The 14970-nt window shown below is 68.5% G+C and carries 12 protein-coding genes; 4 read left to right on the forward strand and 8 right to left on the reverse strand.

The genetic code is table 11. The annotated features are described in order from the left end of the window. Window positions 1–28: 28 nt before the first annotated feature. Window positions 29–1354, reverse strand: coding sequence for an omega-aminotransferase AptA (locus L3N39_RS01805; RefSeq protein WP_237255496.1), 1326 nt, complete (start codon window positions 1352–1354; stop codon window positions 29–31). Here L3N39_RS01805 and L3N39_RS01810 point away from each other — a divergent pair. Further along, on the forward strand, window positions 1353–1496 hold the full coding sequence (locus L3N39_RS01810) for a hypothetical protein (protein WP_237255497.1): 144 nt from the start codon (window positions 1353–1355) through the stop codon (window positions 1494–1496). The genes L3N39_RS01805 and L3N39_RS01810 overlap by 2 nt on opposite strands. A 116-nt stretch (window positions 1497–1612) precedes the next feature. Further along, window positions 1613–3106 (forward strand): aldehyde dehydrogenase, encoded by a 1494-nt coding sequence (locus L3N39_RS01815; protein ID WP_237255498.1) that lies wholly within the window; start codon window positions 1613–1615, stop codon window positions 3104–3106. Window positions 3107–3130: 24 nt separating this feature from the next. Here L3N39_RS01815 and L3N39_RS01820 read toward each other — a convergent pair whose 3' ends face one another. The 4 genes from L3N39_RS01820 to L3N39_RS01835 all read right to left on the reverse strand — a co-directional run bounded on the left by L3N39_RS01820 (window position 3131) and on the right by L3N39_RS01835 (window position 8107). Further along, entirely contained in the window at window positions 3131–4777 is a 1647-nt protein-coding gene (locus L3N39_RS01820; RefSeq protein ID WP_237255499.1) for a diguanylate cyclase, read from the reverse strand. Further along, window positions 4770–5156, reverse strand: coding sequence for a response regulator (locus tag L3N39_RS01825; protein WP_237255500.1), 387 nt, complete (start codon window positions 5154–5156; stop codon window positions 4770–4772). The genes L3N39_RS01820 and L3N39_RS01825 overlap by 8 nt, the downstream gene beginning before the upstream one ends. After that, a complete protein-coding gene (locus L3N39_RS01830) occupies window positions 5153–7564 on the reverse strand; it encodes an ATP-binding protein (protein WP_237255501.1) in 2412 nt (803 codons plus the stop codon). Before L3N39_RS01830 ends, L3N39_RS01825 begins: the two co-directional genes overlap by 4 nt. A 156-nt stretch (window positions 7565–7720) precedes the next feature. Continuing rightward, complete coding sequence (locus L3N39_RS01835; RefSeq protein WP_237255502.1) at window positions 7721–8107, reverse strand: response regulator; 387 nt, start codon at window positions 8105–8107, stop codon at window positions 7721–7723. A gap of 582 nt (window positions 8108–8689) precedes the next feature. Here L3N39_RS01835 and desA point away from each other — a divergent pair. Both desA and L3N39_RS01845 read left to right on the forward strand, forming a co-directional pair. Further along, the gene (gene desA / locus L3N39_RS01840; protein ID WP_237255503.1) at window positions 8690–9880 is read left to right on the forward strand and encodes a delta-9 fatty acid desaturase DesA; all 1191 of its coding nucleotides are present in this window, start codon (window positions 8690–8692) and stop codon (window positions 9878–9880) included. A 179-nt stretch (window positions 9881–10059) separates the two neighbouring features. Next, window positions 10060–11016 carry a GGDEF domain-containing protein gene (locus L3N39_RS01845; RefSeq protein WP_237255504.1) on the forward strand — a complete coding sequence of 319 codons (957 nt, stop codon included), beginning with the start codon at window positions 10060–10062 and terminating at the stop codon, window positions 11014–11016. Window positions 11017–11095: 79 nt separating this feature from the next. On the opposite strand, the gene aguA is transcribed toward L3N39_RS01845, so the two are convergent. The 3 genes from aguA to L3N39_RS01860 all read right to left on the reverse strand — a co-directional run bounded on the left by aguA (window position 11096) and on the right by L3N39_RS01860 (window position 14751). Continuing rightward, complete coding sequence (gene aguA, locus L3N39_RS01850; protein WP_237255505.1) at window positions 11096–12193, reverse strand: agmatine deiminase; 1098 nt, start codon at window positions 12191–12193, stop codon at window positions 11096–11098. A gap of 93 nt (window positions 12194–12286) precedes the next feature. Further along, window positions 12287–13168, reverse strand: coding sequence for an N-carbamoylputrescine amidase (gene aguB / locus L3N39_RS01855; protein WP_237255506.1), 882 nt, complete (start codon window positions 13166–13168; stop codon window positions 12287–12289). 206 nt (window positions 13169–13374) lie between these two features. Beyond that, window positions 13375–14751, reverse strand: a complete 1377-nt coding sequence (locus L3N39_RS01860) for a glutamine synthetase family protein (RefSeq protein WP_237255507.1) — start codon at window positions 14749–14751, stop codon at window positions 13375–13377. Window positions 14752–14970: the final 219 nt, after the last annotated feature.

The following is a 14970-nucleotide window of genomic DNA, read 5'->3' on the forward strand; positions in this document are numbered from 1 at the left end:
TTCCGGGACTGCTCCTGCTGGCGCCGGCTCAGGCGCTGGTGCGGATGGCATCGGCGAAGCGTTCGACGATCGCGTCGATATGCGGCCTGTCGATGATCAGCGCCGGCGACAGCGCGATGATGTCGCCGCTGGCGCGTACCAGCAGGCCCTTCTCGAAGGCCTGGCGGAACACCTCGTAGCCGCGCTTGCCGACGCCGTCCTGGTGGGCGGCGAACTGCACGCCGGCGACCAGCCCGACGCAGCGGATGTCGATCACGTGCGGCAGCTCGCGCAGGCTGGACAGCGCATCCTGCCAGTAGTCCTCCAGCTCGATGGCCTTTTCGAACAGGCCCTCGCGTTGGTAGATCTCCTGGGTCGCCAGGGCGGCGGCGCAGGCCACCGGATGGCCGGAGTAGGTGTAGCCGTGGAACAGCTCGATGGCGCTCTCCGGCCCGCCCATGAAGGCCTCGAACAGGTGGTCGGCGACGAACACCGCGCCCATGGGCACCGCACCGTTGGTCAGGCCCTTGGCACAGGTGATGATGTCCGGCAGCACGCCCCAGCGCTGCGCGGCGAAGGCCTTGCCGACCCGGCCGAAGCCGGTGATGACCTCGTCGAAAATCAGCAGGATGCCGTGCTTGGCGGTGATCTCGCGCAGGCGCTGCAGGTAGCCGACCGGCGGCAGGATGACCCCGGCCGAGCCGGACATCGGCTCGACGATCACCGCGGCGATGTTTTCCGCGCCATGCAGCGTCACCAGCCGCTCCAGCTCGTCGGCCTTCTCCACCCCATACTGCGGCAAGCCGCGGCTGAAGGCGTTGCGCGCCAGGTCGAGGGTATGCGGCAGGTGGTCGACGCCCGGCAGCAGGGCGCCGAAGGCGCGGCGGTTGTTCGGCATGCCGCCGACCGAAATACCGCCGAAGCCGACGCCGTGATAGGCCAGCTCGCGGCCGATCAGGCGGGTGCGGGTACCCTGGCCGATGGCCCGCTGGTAGGCCAGCGCGATCTTCAGCGCGGTGTCCACCGACTCGGAGCCGGAGTTGGTGAAGAACACCCGGTTCAGCCCCGGCGGGGTGATGCCGCTGAGCTTCTCGGCCAGTTCGAACGGCAGCGGGTGGCCCATCTGGAAGGTCGGTGCGAAGTCCATCTGCGCGACCTGGCGGCTGACCGCCTCGCTGACTTCGCGGCGGCCGTGGCCGGCGTTGCAGCACCATAGCCCGGCGGTGCCGTCGAGGATCTGCCGGCCGTCGCTGGCGGTGTAGTAGAGCCCCTCGGCCTTGACCAGCAGCCGCGGGCTCGCCTTGAACTGGCGGTTGGCGGTGAAGGGCATCCAGAAGTGATCGGGCGAGGCGCTGGGATGGAAATCGTTGGCCATGGCTAGCTCCGGCGGCAAGGCGGGGATCGGCGGCTATGCTGTTGCGCACCGGCAGGCGCCTGCGGCAACGGCGATGCCCGAGTCTATGTTTAATAAAACGAACAAAACAAGGCGATCCGGCGGCTTCCGTAAAAAATATTGATAGCCTCGGGCCGCTGGTTTAGGGTGCCTGAACCCCGGGCCGGCCAGTCGCGCCGAGCCCTCGCGCGGCCCGTTGCGCGGCCGGCACCATCGACCATCCGAACAAGAGGACGCTCCATGACCACCCTGACCCTCGCCGACTGGCAACAGCGTGCCCGCGACCTGCACATCGAAGGCCGCGCCTTCATCCAGGGGCAATACCGGCCGGCGGCCGCTGGCGAGGTGTTCGATTGCATCAGCCCGGTGGACGGCCGGCAGCTGGCGCAGGTCGCCAGTTGCGACGCGGCCGATGCCGAGCAGGCGGTGGCCAGTGCACGGGCGGCGTTCGACAGCGGCGTCTGGTCGCGCCTGGCGCCGGCGCGGCGCAAGGCAGTGCTGGTGCGTTTCGCCGCGCTCATCGAGGCCCATCGCGAGGAGCTGGCGCTGCTGGAGACCCTCGACATGGGCAAGCCGATCAGCGATGCGCTGGCGGTGGACATTCCCGCCGCGGCGCGGGCGATCCGCTGGAGCGGCGAGGCGATCGACAAGGTCTACGACGAGGTCGCCGCGACCCCCGAGGACCAGCTCGGGCTGGTCACCCGCGAGCCGGTGGGGGTGGTCGCCGCCATCGTGCCGTGGAACTTCCCCCTGCTGATGGCCTGCTGGAAGCTCGGCCCGGCGCTGGCCACCGGCAACTCGGTGATCCTCAAGCCGTCGGAGAAGTCGCCGCTGACCGCCATCCGCGTCGCCCAGCTGGCGCTCGAGGCCGGCATCCCGGCCGGCGTGCTCAACGTGCTGCCGGGCTACGGCCACAGCGTCGGCAAGGCGCTGGCCCTGCACATGGACGTCGACACCCTGGTCTTCACCGGCTCGACCCGCGTGGCCAAGCAACTGATGGTCTACGCCGGCGAGTCGAACATGAAGCGCGTCTGGCTGGAGGCCGGCGGCAAGAGCCCGAACATCGTCTTCGCCGACGCCCCGGACCTGGCCGCGGCGGCCGAGGCGGCGGCCAGCGCCATCGCCTACAACCAGGGCGAGGTGTGCACCGCCGGTTCGCGCCTGCTGGTCGAGCGCTCGATCCGGGAGCGCTTCCTGCCGATGGTGGTCGAGGCGCTCGGGCGCTGGAAGCCGGGCAACCCGCTGGACCCGGCGACCAACGTCGGCGCGCTGGTCGACAACGGCCAGCTGGAAACCGTGCTCGGCTACATCAAGGCCGGGACCGATGCCGGCGCCAAGGTGCTGCTGGGCGGCCGGCGGGCCTTGCAGGAAACCGGCGGCATCTTCGTCGAGCCGACGATCTTCGACGGGGTGGACAACGCCATGAAGATCGCCCGCGAGGAAATCTTCGGCCCGGTGCTCTCGGTGATCACCTTCGACAGCGCGGAGGAGGCCGTGGCCATTGCCAACGACACGCCCTACGGCCTGGCTGCCGCCGTGTGGACCGCCGACCTGTCCCGCGCGCACCGCACCGCCCGGGCCCTGCGCGCCGGCAGCGTGTGGGTCAACCAGTACGATGGCGGCGACATGACCGCGCCCTTCGGTGGCTTCAAGCAGTCGGGCAACGGCCGCGACAAGTCGCTGCACGCCTTCGACAAGTACACCGAGCTCAAGGCCACCTGGATCAAGCTGTAGCCGCGACGGCTACTGCCGGGCTCGCTAGCCGCCGGTGCCGGCGACCACCCGGTTGCGCCCGGCGTGCTTGGCCCGGTACAGCGCCCGGTCGGCGCGCTCGAGCAGCTCGCTGGCGCTGCTGCGGCCGTCGGTTTCGCTGATGCCGGCGCTGAAAGTGACCTGGAAGACCGCTCCGGCGCTGGTGCTGAAGGTCAGTTCGGCGAAGCGCTGGCGAATCTCGTCGATGATCCGCGCGGCCTCGCTGGCCGGGCACTCGGGCAGCACCACGACGAATTCCTCGCCGCCATAGCGGCCCAGGCTGTCGATGCGCCGCAGGCGCTGGCGCAGCAGGTTGGCCAGCGCGCGGATGACGCTGTCGCCGGCGGCGTGGCCATGGCCGTCGTTGATGCCCTTGAAATGGTCGAGGTCGAGCATCACCACGCTGGTCGGCTTGTCGCTGCGCGCGGCGCGGTGCACCTCCAGCGCCAGTTGCTCCTTGATGTCGGCGTGCTTGAGCAGGCCGGTGAGGCCATCGCGGGCCAGCGCGGTGCTCAGCGAGCGGGCGCGCTGGGCATGCGAATAGACCGAGGCGATCAGCTGGCTGTCGCTGATCGGCTTGGTGATGAAGTCATCGCCGGCCTTCAGCAGCGCGGCCATCTGCCGGCCGATATCGGTCTCGGCCGAGAGGTATATGATCGGTACCCGCAGCCACTCGTCGCGCAGGCGGATGATCTGCGCCAGTTCCGGGCCGCTGCAGCCGGGCATGTTGACGTCGAGCAGCAGCACCTCGGGGTTGAACGCCTGCATCACGTCCAGCGCCTGGGCCGGCTCGCTGACCACCCGCGTGTGCATCTGCGAGTTCTGCAGGACCAGGCTGTAGCGCTCGGCCAGGTCGGCGTCGTCGTCGACGATCATGACACGGTAGGGGTCGTGCTGCGGGCGGTTCAGGCAGCGTTCCAGGCCGGTCTCCAGCAGGGTGACGTCCAGCGGGCGGACGAAGTAGCCCTGGGCGCCGGCGCGCACCGCGGCGAGCTGGCTGGCGAAGTCGAAGCGGTCATGGATCACCAGCAGCGGCAGCGGTGTCTCCAGGCGCTGCTGCAGCGCGGCGATGGCGGCCAGGTCCTCGGCCTCGCGCACGCTGACCACCAGCGCATCCGGCGGCTGGCGGTCGATGGCCGCGAGCAGCGCCTGCCGGTCGGCGCTGTGGCAGACCTCGTAGCCGAAGTTGCGCAGTGCCTGGGCACTGGCCTGGGCGGCGTCCGGCTGGCTCTCGAGGAAGAAGACGCGGCAGCGCGAGGAGAGCTCCTCGTCCGGCTCGGTTGCGGCGGGTTGCGACAGCTCGCTGTCGGGCTCCGGCAACTGGCTGGCGAACTGGCGGATGCTGCGGGCCAGCGCGGCGAGCGCCTGGCCGCTGGGTTTCTGGCTGTCCAGCCAGCGGTCGATGCGTTGTTCCAGCGCGCGGGCACGGTTGCCCAGATGGCCGAAGCCGAAGGTGCCGGCGGCGCCGGCGATGCGATGCAGGCGCTCACGCAGGGCCTGCACGCGCTGGCGCCCCGAGGCCAGCCCGGCCTGCTGCTCCAGGCGTGCGGCCAGGCCGGCCAGCTCCGGGAGCTCCTGGCCCAGCCGTTCGGCGTATTGCTCGCGCTGTGCCTGCAGCTGGCGCTGCAGTTCGAGCCGCACCTGTTCACCCATGCTCGGCTGCCCAGATTTCGCGCAGACGGCTGGCCAGCTGCAGCGGGTCGAAGGGTTTGCGGATCACGGCGCGCAGGCCGTGGCGTTGCAGTTCGGCGAAATCGTCCAGCTCGGCCTGGCCGGTGAGGAACACCACCGGCACCCGGGCCAGGTCGAGGTGCTCGCCCAGCGCGTGCAGCAGCTCGATGCCGCCCATCTGCGGCAGCATCACATCGAGCAGGATCAGGTCCGGGGCGAAGGCTTCGGCCTGTGCCAGCGCCTGCTGCGCGCTGGCGCAGGTGAGCACCTCGAAGCCGCCGAGCTTCTCCAGGGCGACGCGGGTGATGACCTGGATCGAGGGCACGTCCTCGACGTGCAGGATGCGCTTGAGCTGGCTCATCGGTCGCTGCCCCCGGCCACCGGCGCCTCCGCCAGCGGCAGCTCGAACCAGAAGCAGGCACCCTCGCCGGGCGTGGAGTGGAAGCCGATGCGCCCGCCCATGCGCTCGACCAGCTCCTTGCTGATGGCCAGGCCCAGGCCGGTGCCGCCCTGGCGGCGGCTGTCGGAGGAGTCGGCCTGGGCGAACTTCTGGAAGACCCGTTCGCGAAAGTTCTCGGCGATGCCCGGGCCGTGGTCCTCGACGCTGACCCGCACGCCATCGGCCTGGCGCGCGGCGCGGATCTCGACGCAGGCGCCGGCCGGGGAGAACTTGGCCGCGTTCGACAGCAGGTTGCTCAGCACCTGTTGCAGGCGCATGCCGTCGACCTCCACCCAGGCCGGGTCGCAATGCAGCAGGCGGAACTGCACGGCGCAGCGCTCGGCATAGCTGCCATTGGCGCGCAGCGCCTGCTCGAGCAGCGGCAGCAGCGGCTGGCGACGCATGTCGAAGCGCATCTTGCCGGCGTGCAGCTTGTCCATGTCCAGCAGATCGTCGATCAGCGCGCTCAGGCGCTGGCTGTTCTGCTGGGCGATGTCCAGCAGTTCGCGCAGCGCCTCGGGCACCTGGCCGATGACGTTGGCGCAGATCAGCGTCAGCGCGCCGTTGATCGAGGTCAGCGGGGTGCGCAGCTCGTGGCTGACGGTGGAGATGAACTCGCGCTGCAGCTGCTCGATGCGCTTGCGCTCGGTGATGTCGTAGAGCACGGTCACCGCGCCCATCGGCTGGCCGTCCGAGCCGTGCAGCGGGTTGGCGTTGCAGATCACGTGGCGTGGCGTGCCGTCGCAGAGGATCGCCATCTCCAGGTCGCCGACATGCTCGCCGGCCAGCGCGCGGCGCAGCGGCACCTGCTCGGCGGGCATCGGCGTGACGCCGTCGGCCAGGTACAGGTGATAGTGGCGGGCCCACTCGCTGGGCGGCATCGGCGCGATGTCGCCGCCGTGCCACTGCTTGGCCTTCTCGTTGAACACCGTCAGGTTGCCTGCCGCGTCGCAGGCGATCACCGCCTCGGAGAGTGCCTCGAGCAGGCGCCGGTTCATCTCCTGCTGCTTCTCCAGCTCCAACTGCTCGGCCTTGCGCTCGGTGATGTCGGTGATCAGGCCGTTCCACAGCACCGAACCGTCGGCCTGCGGCAGCGGCGTGGCGCGCGCCTCGACCCAGCGCAGGCCGCGCTGCGGATGGTTGACACGGTACTCGGCCTGCCAGGGCGCCAGTAGCCGGGCGGCATGGCGCAGGCTGCGCTGCACCTCGGGCAGGTCCTGCGGGTGCACGCGCTTGTAGACCGAGCGCATGTCGTGGCCGATCTGCGCCGGGCTCAGCCCATAGATGTCCTGCACGCCCTCGCTGATGTAGGGAAAGCGGCCGCCGCCACGCGGGCGCCAGTGGAATTGGTAGAGCATGCCCGGCACCTGCGCGGCGATCTGCTGCAGGCGCAGCTGCAGCTGCTCCTGGTCGGCCAGGTCGAAGGCGCTGAGCAGGTAGCCGTGCAGCCGTTCGTTCTCGTCGCGCACCGCCATCACGTGCAGCAGCACCGGCACTTCGTTGCCGTTGCGCTGGCGCAGCCGCCACTGCGCCATCTCCGGCAGGCCGCGCTCGAGCGGCAGGGTGAGCACCTCGAAGCCCGGCTGCACCGGCTGGCCGAATTCCTCGGTGAGCATGTGCGCACGGCGTGCGAGCGTCGCCGGGTCGAACAGCAGCTCGCAGACCGGCCGGCCGGCGACGCTCGCGCTGCCGTGGCCGAGCAGCCGCTCGGCGGTGGGGTTGAGGCTGCGCAGCCGGCCTTCGACGTCGGTGGTGATCACCGCGGTGGCGGCGCTGCTGAGGATGGCCTGCTGCAGGGCGGCCTGCTCGGCGTGCCGGCGGGTCAACAGGCGCTCCTCGAACAGCCGCATCACCTGGCGGCCGAGGCGGGCGAGGGTGTCGCGCTGCTCGGCGCTCAGCCGGCGTGGCTTGCGGTCGATGACGCAGAGCGTGCCGAGGTTGTAGCCGTCCGGGGTGCGCAGCGGGGTGCTGGCATAGAAGCGGATGTGCGGCTCGCCAAGCACCAGCGGGTTGTCGCGAAAGCGCGGGTCGGCGAGGGCGTCCTCCACCTCGAAGATCGCGTCGTCGCGGATCGCATGGCTACAGAAGGAGATGTCGCGCGGGGTCTCGCTGACCTCCAGCCCCACCCGGCTCTTGAACCACTGGCGGCGCTGGTCGACCAGCGAGATCAGCGCGATCGGCGTGTCGCACAGGCGCGAGGCGAGCTGGGTGAAATCGTCGAAGGCCGCGTCCTCGGCCGAATCGAGGATTTCGTAGCGCAACAGCGCGGCAAGCCGCGACAGCTCCCGGTGTTGCGCGTCGGCGTCAGCCTCTGGTCTGGATGGTTGCATCAAGCGCCTGCAGGGATCGGTTGGAAAAGCTCGGCCGGCCAATGGCCGGTGCGGTCGGTCGCCTGGCGGCAGGTCCGGGTGCACATGGTAGCGGCAGTGCACGCGGCAACGGTGCATCGACAGCGCAATTGCCCCAGCGCACCGACGGACAGGTCACTAGTATCGGTCGGCGTTCCAGATCGAGCGAATCTGATCGGCCAGGCGCATCGGGTCGAACGGCTTGATGATCACGTCGCGCGCGCCGAGCTTGCGCAGGTGTTCGATCTCGCTGCTCTGCACCTTGGCGGTCATGAAGGCGACCGGGATTCGCTCCAGGTCCAGGCATTCGCGCAGCCGGGCGAGGGTTTCCGGGCCGTCCATGCCGGGCATCATCACATCCAGCAGGACGAAATCCGGGGCGAAGCCGGGGGCCTCGCGCAGCGCCTCGGCCCCGGACGAACAGCTCAGCACCTCGAACCCGCCGACGGCCTCGAGGGCCAGCTTGGTCACCGACTGGATGGATGGGTCATCCTCGATGTGCAGGATTCGTCTCAGTTCGCTCATCGATGTTTCTCCGCTGCTTGTAGGGTGTCGCAGGGGCGCTGCGGCCCTGGTGTCGTGCGTTCTTGACCGGCCCTGGCAGGTGGCTGCACGTGGTCCGGGTTGGCTGCCGTCCGGCTGGATTTTGACCGCGCCGCGGCGAAAATGCGCCAGCGATTCCCATGGCGCAGGCACCCATGCGCGCCGCACGCGGTGGGGCCGAGGCGAAGAAGTGGGGCGGGCGATCGGGCTCATGGATGGGGTCGGGCGCCGCGGCGCGAATGCCGGAGCGATCGCGGATGGGCGTCCAGCCGGGCTCTGGATGGTGGCTTGCTGATATCAGGCGCCTGGAATTGTAGAACATCCGCCCCATTTGTCGCAGGGTCTTTCAGCCGCCGGACGCGGTGGTCCGCGCCGTCGACAGAAAAATCCAGCCTGGGCCGGCAGTTACGTCGGCCGTGCAGTTTTTCGGCGAAATCCTGCCGATGGCTGCGGCGCAAGGCGACGAACTGCAGGCTGGTTTCGCCGGGACATGGCGACATAATGCCTCGGGCCCGGTTTTCGCCGGGCGTCGTTTTTCCTGCTTTCGCGAGGCACCTGCTGCATATGTGGTACACCGGTTTTCTCGATCTGTCGGCCTGGCAGCTCATCGTCGCCACGCTGGCGCTGACCCACGTCACCATCGTCAGCGTGACCGTCTACCTGCACCGCTACTCGGCGCATCGTGCGCTGGAGCTGCATCCGGCGCTCAAGCACTTCTTTCGCTTCTGGCTGTGGCTGACCACGGCGATGAACACCCGCGAGTGGACCGCCATCCACCGCAAGCACCACGCCAAGTGCGAGACCCCGGACGACCCGCACAGCCCGGTGCACAAGGGCTTGGGCACGGTGCTGCGCAAGGGCGCCGAGCTGTACATGGCCGAGGCGAAGAACGAGGAGACCTTGCGCATCTATGGCAAGAACTGCCCCGACGACTGGCTCGAGCGCAACCTCTACAGTCGCTTCCCGAACCTCGGCATCGTGCTGATGCTGGCCCTGGATCTCGCGCTGTTCGGCGTCATCGGCCTGACCGTGTGGGCGGTGCAGATGATCTGGATCCCGTTCTGGGCCGCCGGCGTGGTCAACGGCCTCGGCCATGCGCTCGGCTATCGCAACTTCGAATGCCGCGACGCGGCGACCAACCTGGTGCCCTGGGGCATCCTCATCGGCGGCGAGGAGCTGCACAACAACCACCACACCTACCCCAACTCGGCCAAGCTCTCGGTGAAGAAGTGGGAGTTCGACATGGGCTGGGCGTGGATCCGCCTGTTCAGCCTGCTCGGCCTGGCCAGCGTCAACCGCGTCGCGCCGATCGCCCATCGCATCGAAGGCAAGGGCCACCTGGACATGGACAGCGCCATGGCGATCCTCAACAACCGCTTCCAGATCATGGCGCAGTACCGCCGGCTGGTGATCGTGCCGCTGGTCGGCCAGGAACTCGGCCGGGTGGATGCCTCGGTGCGCCACCATTTCCGCCGCGCCAAGCGCCTGCTGGCACGCGAGCCGAGCCTGCTGCACGACGAGCAGCAGGCGCGCATCAGCGCGTTGCTCGAGCAGAGCCAGCCGCTGCAGGTGATCTACGAGAAGCGCCTGGCGCTGCAGCAGATCTGGACGCGCACCAGCAGCAACGGCCACGAGATGCTGGCAGCGATCCGCCAGTGGGTGCAGGAGGCCGAGGCCAGTGGCATCCAGTCGCTGCGCGAATTCGCCGAGCACCTGAAGACCTATTCGCTGCGCCCGGCCCAGGCCACCGCCTGAGCCGTTCGCCGGTTTGTGACCGAGCTATCGGAATTTCCCCGCCACGGCCGGAACTTTGCTTTTTGGCGATCCTCTGAGAGGGCATCTCAAACCTGCCAGGCGCCGTCACAGAGCGCCTGGGGTTCTTCGGAATGCACCCTATGCAGCTGGTTGGCAATCGAAACGGCCAGGTCCACCCCATGTCCGGCACGGATCCGCAGACGCTCGTCGCCCTGATGCACGCCCGTGCCGAGGTGGCGCGGCTGCGCGAACGCGATCATCTCTTCAGCACCCTGCTCGGTGGCGTCAATGCCGTGCTCTGGGCCTTCGACTGGCAGGCCCAGCGGATGGTCTATGTCAGCCCGGCCTACGAGCAGATCTTCGGCCGCTCGGCCGCGCTGCTGCTCGCCGATTACAGCGAGTGGCGCAACAGCATCTACCCGGACGACCTGGAATACGCGCAGAAGAGCATGCTCGACGTGCTCGACGAAGGCGCCGTGGAAACCCGCGAATACCGCATTATCCGCGGCGATGGCCAGTTGCGCTGGCTGAACGACAAGTGCTTCCTCGGCCGCCCGGCGCAGAACGGCCAGGGCCCGATCATCGTCGGCATCGCCGAGGACATCACCGAGAAGAAGCAGCTCGAGGGCGAGCTGCAGCGCCTGGCCACCACCGACGTGCTGACCCAGAGCAGCAACCGCCGGCATTTCTTCGACTGCGCCGACCGCGAATTCGAGCGTTCGCGGCAGTTCGCCACGCCGATGGCCTTCCTGCTGCTGGATATCGACGACTTCAAGCGCATCAACGACTGCCATGGCCACCAGATCGGCGACCAGGTGCTGCAGCGCGTGGCCCAGTGCGGCGCGCGGGTGCTGCGTCGTGGCGACCTGTTCGGCCGCATCGGCGGCGAGGAGTTCGCCGCGCTGCTGCCCGGCTGCCAGCCGGACCTGGCCGAGCAGATCGCCAAGCGGCTGCAGGCGGAGATCGAGCGGCTGAGCTTCATCACCCCCACCGGCGAGCACTTCGGGGTCACCGCAAGCTTCGGCCTGACCTACCTCAAGGCCAGCGATTCCGGGCCCTCGGCGATGTTCGCCCGCGCCGACGCGGCGATGTACAGCGCCAAGCGCCTGGGCAAGAACCAGGTGGTGGTCGGCTAGCGACCGCCGCCGCCCCGGCATCTCGATACCACCCTCGACGGCGGTAGGCGCGGCGCTCAGCCCAGGGTGGATGCCGCTGCTAGGGCAGCGGCTGCTGCTGGGTGATGCAGTGGATATTGCCGCCACCGAGCAGGATCTCCCGGCCGGGAACCATCACCACCTCGTGCGCCGGGAAGGCCTGGCGCAGGATCGCCTCGGCTTCGCCGTCGCGCGGGTCGCCGAAGGCCGGGGCGATGATGCCGCCGTTGACGATGAGGAAGTTCACGTAGCTGCCGGCCAGGCGAATCGACGGCTCGCGCGGCTGGCTGCCGTCCAGTGCGACGACGCCGGCGCATTCCTCGGCCGTCGCGTGCAGCGGGCCGGGGATCGGCATGCGCAGCACCTTGAGCGGGCGCCCGCGGGCGTCGCGCGCCGCGTCCAGCCGGCGCAGCGCCTCGTGGCAGCGCTCGTAGTTGGGGTCTTCCGGGTCGTCGGTCCAGGCCAGCAGCACCTCGCCGGGGCGCACGAAGCAGCAGAAGTTGTCGACGTGGCCGTCGGTCTCGTCGTTGTACAGGCCCCACGGCAGCCAGATCACCTTGTCGATGGCCAGGTGCTCGGCGAGCACCGCCTCGATCTCCTCGCGCGACAGCTGCGGGTTGCGGTTGCGGTTGAGCAGGCATTCCTCGGTGGTGATCAGCGTGCCTTCGCCGTCGACGTGGATCGAGCCGCCCTCGAGGACGAAACCCTCGGTGCGGTAGCGGTCGCAGCGCTCGAGCTCGAGGATCTTCGCCGCCACCTCGTCGTCGCGCTGCCAATCGGCGTAGAGCCCGCCATCCTCGCCGCCCCAGGCGTTGAAGGTCCAGTCGACGCCACGCAGGCCGCCCTGGTCGTCGATGACGAAGGTCGGCCCGGTGTCGCGCACCCAGGCATCATCGGTGCTCATCTCCACCACGCGGATGCGCGGGTCGTCCAGCGCCGCGCGCGCCGCCTGGAACTGCTCGGCACTGGCGCAGACGGTGACCGGCTCGAAGCGGGCGATCGCACGGGCCACGGCGGCGAAGGCGCACTGGGCCGGCGCCGCGTTGTCGCGCCAGTTGTCCGGACGCTGCGGCCAGACCATCCAGGTCTGGCTGTGCGGCGCCCATTCGGCGGGCATGAAGTAACCGTCCTGGCGGGGCGTGGAGCTGAGGGTGGTCATTACGGTCTCTCTGGTAGGGTGGAAAACCGCGTAGCGTTTTCCACCGAGGGTACAACCGGTGGAAAAGGCCGTTGGCCGTTTTCCACCCTACGTTCATTCCGACGGCGTCTGGCCGTCGAGTGTGCGGATGGGCCCGTACAGGTTCGGCCGGCGATCGCGGAACACGCCCCAGGCGCTGCGGATGTGCTCCAGCTGGTCGAGGTCGAAGCTGTGCACCAGCACGCCCTCGCTGGTCTCGTCCATTTCCTCGACCTTGGCGCCGAACTGGTCGGCAATGAACGAGGAGCCGTAGAAGGTGATGTCGTAGCCGTCCTGCTCCTCGCGGCCGACGCGGTTGCTGGCGATCAGTGGCATCAGGTTGGCGCCGGCGTGGCCCTGTTGCACGCGCTGCCAATGGTCGCGTGAGGTGATGTTCGGGTCATGCGGCTCGCTGCCGATGGCGGTCGGGTAGAACAACAGCTCGGCGCCCATCAGCGCCATGCTGCGGGCGGTCTCGGGGAACCACTGGTCCCAGCAGATCGCCACGCCGATCCTGGCGTAGCGGGTGTTCCACACCTTGAAGCCGCTGTCGCCGGGGTTGAAGTAGTACTTCTCGTGGTAGCCGGGGCCGTCCGGGATGTGGCTCTTGCGGTAGACGCCGAGCAGCTTGCCGTCGGCATCGATGATGGCGATGGAGTTGAAGCGCGCGCGCCCGGCCAGTTCGAAGAAGCTGATCGGCAATACCACCTGCAGCTCGGCGGCGACCTGCTGGAAATGCCGGATCGCCGGGTTGTCCTCCACCGCGGTGGCCAGCTGCAGGTATTCGGGCTTGGGCTTCTGGCAGAAGTAGGGCGTCTCGAACAGCTCTTGGATCAGGATGACCTGCGCGCCCTTGGCAGCGGCTTCGCGCACCAGCTTCTCGGCCCTGGCGATGTTGGCCTGGCGATCCCAGGAACAGGCCATCTGGGTGGCGGCGACGGTGACGACTCGGGACATGGGCTGGCCTCGCGGGAAAATGATGGTTCGGTCAGGAATGGGAGTGATTCTAGGCGAGATTGTTCGGTGCCGGGCAGGGGTGGCCGCTCACGGCGCCGCGCTGCACGCCCACCCGGGCGCGCGGGTAGGGTGGGCTGAAGCCCTGCAATTAAGGGTCATGACCGGGGCTCGGCGCCGGCCAGCAGCGGAGCAGCGTGCAGCTGCCCTTAGACGGTATGCAGGTACCAGTTGTATTCCAGGTCGGAGATCGAGTGCTCGAACTCGGCCAGTTCGCTTTCCTTGCAGGCGACGAAGATGTCGATGTACGCCGGGTTGATGTAGCGCGCCATCACTTCGCTGTCGTCGAGCTGGCGCAGCGCGTCGCGCAGGTTGGTCGGCAGGCTCTGCTCGACCTGCTCGTAGGAGTTGCCCTCCACCGGGTCGTCCGGCTCGATGCGGTTGGACAGGCCGTGGTGGATGCCGGCCAGCACCGCGGCGAGCATCAGGTAGGGGTTGGCATCGGCGCCGGCGACGCGGTGCTCGATGCGTACCGAGTCCGGGCTGTCGGTGGGCACGCGCAGCGCCACGGTGCGGTTGTCCAGGCCCCAGCAGGGCGCGTTGGGCACGTAGAACTGCGCGCCGAAGCGGCGGTAGGAATTGACGTTCGGGCAGAGGAAGGCCATCGACGCGGCCATGGTTTCCTGCAGCCCGCCGATGGCATGGCGCAGCGGCTGGCTTTCCCGCGGGTTGTCGCTGGCGAAGATATTGTTGCCGTGCTTGTCGAGCAGCGAGATGTGCACGTGCAGGCCGTTGCCGGCCTGGCCCGGATAGGGCTTGGCCATGAAGGTGGTGTCCATCTCGTGGTCGTAGGCGATGTTCTTGATCAGCCGCTTGAGCAGTACCGCGTAGTCGCAGGCCTTGATCGGGTCGGCGACGTGGTGGAGGTTGACCTCGAATTGCGCCGGCGCGCTTTCCTTGACGATGGCATCGGCGGGGATGCCCTGTTCCTTGGCGCCCTCGAGGATGTCCTGCAGGCAGTCGACGTATTCGTCGAGGTCGTCGATCAGGTAGACCTGGGTCGAATGCGGGCGCTTGCCGGAGATCGGCGAGCGCGGCGGCTGCGGCCGGCCATTCACGTTTTCCTGGTCGATCAGGTAGAACTCGATCTCGAACGCCGCGCAGATGGTCAGCTCCATCTCGGCGAAGCGCGCCACCACCTGGCGCAGCACCTCGCGCGGGTCGGCGAAGAACGGCTCGCCGTCGCGCTCGTGCATGCTCATCAGCAGCTGCGCGGTGGGGCGCTTCTGCCAGGGTTCCTTCGACAGGGTGTTGGGGATGGGGAAGCAGCAGCGGTCGGAATCGCCGATGTCCATGCCAAGGCCGGTGCTCTCCACGGTGATGCCATTGATGTCGAGGGCGAACAGCGAGGCGGGGAGGTTGATGCCCTTCTCGTAGACCTTGTGCAGGCTGCCGCGCTCGATGCGCTTGCCGCGCACGACCCCGTTCATGTCCGTGATCAGGAGGTCGACGTACAGCACCTCCGGATGTTCCTTGAGAAATGCGTTCGCCTCATTGAGCTGAACGGCACGTGGCGAGGGGAGCATGATGGCGTACCTTGTTGTTAAAAATTTCAATCACCGAGTGCTTGGCTAGGAGTCAATCGAAAAGCCCGTAGGCTGTCAATAGCACCCCGGTGGCGCCCCTTTTATGGGCTGCGTGGGCATTTCTGGGGCATTCTGGCGGACTCGCCGGCCCCCCAAGCATAGCCCGCGGCTGGTCGAGCGGCCGGCTATTGTCTATAAAAATGAACAAGACTACTCTCC

Origin of the sequence: Pseudomonas oligotrophica, from assembly GCF_021726475.1 — a bacterium.
In the GTDB taxonomy this organism is placed as follows: domain Bacteria; phylum Pseudomonadota; class Gammaproteobacteria; order Pseudomonadales; family Pseudomonadaceae; genus Stutzerimonas; species Stutzerimonas oligotrophica.